Annotated in this window: 4 protein-coding genes; all 4 read left to right on the forward strand. The window is 36.1% G+C overall.

The window, feature by feature from the left end; translation table 11 throughout:
- Window positions 1-1,352: phosphoenolpyruvate synthase (ppsA, locus tag IQ247_RS30970; protein WP_193925907.1), on the forward strand; the 1,352-nt coding region annotated here is incomplete at its 5' end.
- Window positions 1,353-1,588: 236 nt separating this feature from the next.
- On the forward strand, window positions 1,589-3,148 hold the full coding sequence (locus IQ247_RS30975; RefSeq protein ID WP_193925916.1) for a dolichyl-phosphate-mannose--protein mannosyltransferase: 1,560 nt from the start codon (window positions 1,589-1,591) through the stop codon (window positions 3,146-3,148).
- A gap of 322 nt (window positions 3,149-3,470) precedes the next feature.
- Window positions 3,471-5,774, forward strand: coding sequence for a sensor histidine kinase (locus IQ247_RS30980; protein WP_193925919.1), 2,304 nt, complete (start codon window positions 3,471-3,473; stop codon window positions 5,772-5,774).
- Window positions 5,722-6,177, forward strand: coding sequence for a response regulator (locus tag IQ247_RS30985; RefSeq protein ID WP_193925921.1), 456 nt, complete (start codon window positions 5,722-5,724; stop codon window positions 6,175-6,177). Before IQ247_RS30980 ends, IQ247_RS30985 begins: the two co-directional genes overlap by 53 nt.
- Window positions 6,178-6,182: the final 5 nt, after the last annotated feature.

Genomic DNA, 6,182 nt, shown 5'->3' on the forward strand with positions numbered 1-6,182 from the left:
CCCCCATCCCCCCATCCCCCCACCTTCTTACCACTGGACGTGCTGTAGGGGAAGCCATCGCTCAAGGAAAAGCGCGGGTAATTGTGGATGTCCATCATATGGAGCAGTTCCAAGCTGGGGAAATACTGGTAACAGATAGAACCGACCCCGATTGGGAACCGATTATGAAAAAAGCCAGTGCGATCGTCACAAATTCGGGGGGAAGGACTTGTCATTCGGCAATTATTGCACGAGAGTTAGGTTTACCCGCGATTGTGGGATGCGATAATGCCACTAAAGTTTTGAAAACTTCCCAGGAGATAACGGTTTCTTGTGCGGAAGGGGAAGAGGGTAAGGTTTATCAAGGATTGTTAGCTTTTGCTGTGGAAGAGGTGCAGTTAGAAGATTTACCCCGTACAAAAACGCAAATTTTGATGAATGTGGGAAATCCTCAAGAAGCATTTCGTTTATCTACAATTCCTAATGATGGTGTTGGGTTAGCACGGACTGAATTTATTATTGCGAATCAAATTCAAATTCATCCGATGGCTTTACTTTATTTTGATGAGTTAGAAGATGCGTTTGTCAAGGAAAAAATTGCCGAGATAACTGCACTTTATAACCATAAGCCAGCATTTTTTGTCGATAAATTATCTCAAGGGATTGCTAGAATTACAGCGGCATTTTATCCGAAGCCGGTAATAGTTAGAATGTCGGATTTTAAAAGTAATGAATATGCGAATTTGCTGGGTGGAAGACAATTTGAACCCAAAGAAGAAAATCCGATGTTGGGTTGGAGGGGTGCATCGCGCTATTATGACGAACGCTATCGTGAAGGTTTTGCCTTAGAGTGTCAAGCTATTCTCCGAGTAAGGGAAGAGATGGGTTTGACTAATTTGATTCCGATGATTCCTTTTTGTCGGACTCCCAATGAAGGACGTTTGGTATTAGCAGAAATGGCAAAAAATGGTTTACAGCAGGGTGTTAATGGTTTACAGGTTTATGTGATGTGCGAGTTACCTAATAATGTGATTATGGCTGAGGAATTTGCACAAGTTTTTGATGGTTTTTCTATTGGTTCTAATGATTTAACTCAGTTAACTTTGGGCTTGGATCGAGATTCGTCATTAGTAGCAAGATTATTTGACGAACGTAGTGAAGGCGTGAAACGGATGGTAAAATTAGCTATCCAAGCGGTGAAAAAGCATAACCGTAAAATTGGTATTTGCGGACAAGCACCTAGTGATTATCCGGAATTCGCGAGATTTTTGGTTGAACAAGGAATTGATTCCATTAGTTTAAATCCGGATTCGGTGTTGAAGACGATGTTGGAAGTTGCAGAGGTTGAGAATCAAATTGTTAGGTTGGGTTAGATCACAAATTGATGTTGACTTATTGTGACGTAAGCTGATCATAGTTAAAGTTACTCAGCGACTAACTATGAAACCTTTAGGAATCACGAATCGCTATGACGATGGGGTAAATCTTTTATTATTCAAATTAGATTTGCAAGAAAATAAATCAAAAATGCGCTTCAATAATGTAGGGACGTAACTGCACGTCCTAATATTATCCTAATATTATATTTAGTTTCGGCTAGACTAAACTGATGACTAAAAAACAGTCTTCTTCTTGGTTTAAAATCGCCATCTTCTTAGTGTTTTTGCTGTCAATGGCTTTAAGATTTTGGGGTTTGGGACGATTCAACACCTTGGTATTTGATGAGGTTTACTATGCGAAGTTTGCTCAAAACTATCTGACTCAAACTCCATTTTTTGATGGTCATCCACCATTAGGAAAATATATCATTGCTATTGGAATGTGGTTGAGTTCTTATTTTCCTTTTGGACAAGATACGGTAAACATTCTTACAGGTGTAGCGCGTACTCCTTGGAGTTATCGATGGATTAATGCGCTGTTTGGTGCTTTTATTCCTCTGATTATTGCTGGAATTGCTTATCAATTGAGTTATCGTCGTAGTTTCGCTTTTTTAGCTGCTTTGTTTGCAGCTTGCGACGGGATATTTTTGGTTGAGTCTCGCTATGCTTTAATTAATCAGTATATAGTTATTTTTGGATTATTGGCACAATGGTTGTTATTACTCGCTTTAGGAAATACTAAAAAGCGGCACAAGTTTTATTTGATACTTTCTGGTGTTAGTTTTGGTGCTGCGATCGCGACAAAGTGGAATGGGTTATTTTTTTTAATCGGTGTATATTTAAACTGGATATTCGCTTGGGTGAAGCAACATTTTGCAGCGAAGGATATAGCAATTGGTCAAAGAAAAAATCTTGAAATTGGTTCAGATTATTCTATAACTTATTCCACAACAGAATTAATAAAATCTACTAGTACATTAACTGTACCCCAAGAAATTAGAGAAAAACCTTTATTGTTACCGCTACAAAAAATTGGTCAACTGAAGATTTTTACGGTTGGATTTTACTTAGGAATAATCCCACTAATCACCTATGGTTTAATTTGGATACCTCATCTACTACAAAATCCCAAATACGGATTAATATCCGTTCATCAACAAATTTTATCTTTTCACAATCGTCTTGGTGGTAATAGTTCGAGCGTCCATCCTTACTGTGCAGCTTGGTACAAATGGCCATTATTAACTCGTCCAATTGCTTATTTTTACCAAAGAGCATTAAATGTAAATGAACCCGTACCGAATATCGGACCACCTTTACCTGCAAATACTGGTAAGGTAATATATGATGTTCATGCAATGGGCAATCCATTTTTATGGTGGTTTAGTTTTGCTGCTATTGTATTGTTAATTTTCGCTCTTTTCATTAGACAAATAGTAATTCCTTCCATTGAACAAAAGCGTTTATCTTTTAACTCATCATTTTCTATTGATACTGGAATTGCTTTATATTTAGTCTTGAATTATGCTGCGAATTTACTACCTTGGGTAAAAGTGAATCGCTGCGTTTTTATCTATCATTATATGACTGCTGTAGTATTCGCATTTATGGCTTTAGCGTGGCTGATAGATAAATGTTTGCGTAGTTATCATGTTGAACTTTGCGCTTTTGGAGTTGCGGTGACTTTTCTGATTATTATTGCTTTTATCTTTTGGATGCCGATATATTTAGGTTTACCTCTTTCTGCTGATGCTTATAAATTGCGGATGTGGTTCGGTTCTTGGATTTAACCTTTCGTCATTGAAAAGTCGGGTTTTATCAAAAAGCCGACTTCTGAAGCTGATTTCTCAAATTAATTTATTAATTTAATGTATTAATTTTACATATTTTTTAATATTATTTGATATTTTGTGATTAAAAATGATGTTCTTGCTACTGGAGTAACGAGTTATTTGTTGATGATTCTTATCGTAAATCCTTGTATTAGTTTGTTATATTGAAAACGCTAAATTAATTGATTGGTTGAATACTATATACCAAAATCATTTGTCAGAAATTTTAATTTATACCGTAATTGATTGAGACTAAAAGAAAAAATATTGGAGGCTGAGAATGTTAATCGATTCAAACTTAAGTTCCTTAGATTTAACAAATTTAAAAGAACCAGCGATTAATCTAGGTAGTCAAATTCAGCATCATGGAGTATTGCTTGTTCTGCAAGAACCGGAATTAAAGATTTTACAAGTTAGTCGGAATGCGGCTTGGGTTCTCGATGTTTCTTTAGAACAGCTTTTAGAAGCAAATTTAGAAGATTTATTAGACCCTTATCAAATAGGAAGAATCAAATCTCGTTTAGGGGAAGATTCCCTTGATTTTACGAATCCAACAAAAATTTGGGTGAAAAAAAGAAGAGAAGAATATGCTGTTTTTGATGCGGTATTTCATCGTAATTCAGAAGGAATTTTATTCTTAGAATTAGAACCAGCAATTTCAGAGGATAATATTCCTTTTTTAAGCTTTTATCATTTAGCTAAAGCTTCTATAAATCAATTACAAGCAAGCGCTAATCTGGAACATTATTGTCAAATCATTGTTGAAACAGTACGAAAAGTCACCGGATTTGACAGGGTGATGCTTTATAAATTTAATGAAGATGGACACGGTTGTGTACTTGCTGAAGATAAACTCGAAAGTATGGAACCATATCTGGGTTTGAATTTTCCAGAGTCAGATATTCCTAAACCAGCGAGAAAGATGTTTCTTTCTAACTTAATTAGATTGATACCAGATACTCAGAGCGAACCTATAGATATATATCCGATTTTAAATCCAATTACAGAACGTCCAATTGATTTAATTAATTCAAGTTTAAGAAGTCCTTATCCCTGTCATATCGAATATTTACATAATATGGGGGTGCGTGCTTCTTTAACAATTTCTTTGATTAAAGAAGGTAGATTGTGGGGATTGATTGCTTGTCACCATCAAACACCGAAATTTGTTTCCTATGAATTGCGGAAAGCTTGCGAATTTTTGGGAAGAATGATATTTGGTGAAATTTCCACAAGAGAGGAAACTGAAGATTACGATTATCGGATGAAATTGACGTATATTCAATCTGCTTTGGTTGATTATATGTCTCAAGAGGAAAATTTTATTAATGGTTTAATCAAACATCAGCCAAATTTGTTGGATTTAACTAGCGCTCAAGGTGCGGCAATTTGTTTTGGTGGTAATTACACTTTAATTGGTGAAACTCCCAAAGAAGAGGATTTAAACTATTTAGTAACTTGGTTACAAAAAAACGTGGAAGAAGAAATTTTCCATACAAATTCTCTACCAGAAATTTATCCAGATGCAGAAAGATTCAAAAATATTGCTAGTGGATTATTAGCGATTCCCATTGGTAAAAGAAATTATGTATTATGGTTCCGTCCGGAAGTAATTCAAACGGTTAATTGGGGAGGTAATCCCAATCAAGCATTTGAAATCAATCAAGAGCAGGGAAATTTACGTTTATGTCCGCGAAAATCCTTTGAATTGTGGAAAGAAACCGTTCGTTTAACATCTTTACCTTGGCAATTTGTTGAAATTAAAGCAGCCTTAGAATTACGTAAAGCGATAGTTAATATTGTCTTACGTCAAGCAGAAGAATTAGCGCAATTAGCAGCAGATTTAGAACGTTCCAATGCTGAATTGAAAAAGTTTGCTTACGTTGCTTCTCACGATTTACAAGAGCCTTTAAATCAAGTAGCAAATTACGTCCAGCTTTTGGAAATGCGCTATCAAAATGCATTAGATGAAGATGCTAACGAGTTTATTGGTTATGTTGTCGGAGGAGTTAGTTTGATGCAAACCTTGATCGATGATGTACTCGCATATTCTAAAGTAGATATGCAAGGTATCGAATTTGCACCTACTTCCGCACAAGAAGCTCTACAAAAAGCTTTAAATAATCTCCGCAGACGCATTAGTCAAACAGGTGCTACAATTACCCACGACGAATTACCAACCGTCATGGCTGATAGCACCCAACTGATGCAGCTATTTCAAAACCTGATTAGTAATGCAATTAAATTCCGTAGTGAAAAACCACCGGAAATTCATATTAGTGTATCTCGTTTAGAAGACCAATGGCTGTTTTCAGTACGTGATAACGGAATTGGAATCGAACCACAATTTAGCGATCGCATTTTTGTAATATTTCAAAGATTGCATACCCGTGATGAATACCCAGGTACAGGAATGGGTTTAGCTATCTGTAAAAAAATTGCAGAATGTCATCGGGGAAACATTTGGGTAGAATCACAATTAGGTGAAGGTGCAACTTTCTATTTTACTATCCCATTAAAAGGACGCGAACGTGAGCGTAGAAACGGAAGAAAAACGCAAAATCATCTTTTTGGTAGAAGATAATAAAGCAGATGTTCGTCTTATCCAAGAAGCTTTAAAAAATAGTTCCTTACCTCATGAAGTGGTGACGGTTAGGGATGGAATGGAAGCTATGGCTTTTCTACGTCGTGAGGGCGAGTATAATACAGCACCTCGCCCCGATTTAATTCTCTTGGATTTAAATTTACCGAAAAAAGACGGTAGAGAAGTACTTGCAGAAATTAAAACAGATGCAAAACTCAAGCGCATTCCGGTGATAGTTTTGACAACATCCCATAATGAGGATGATATTTTTCACAGTTATGACCTACACGTCAACTGTTACATTACTAAATCTCGTAATATCAGTCAATTGTTTCAAATAGTTAAAAGAATAGAAGATTTTTGGTTAGCAACAGTCACTTTACCACCGGAAGATAGGGAATAGGGAGA

This window comes from Plectonema cf. radiosum LEGE 06105 (assembly GCF_015207665.1).
Lineage (GTDB): Bacteria > Cyanobacteriota > Cyanobacteriia > Cyanobacteriales > Nostocaceae > Rivularia > Rivularia radiosa_A.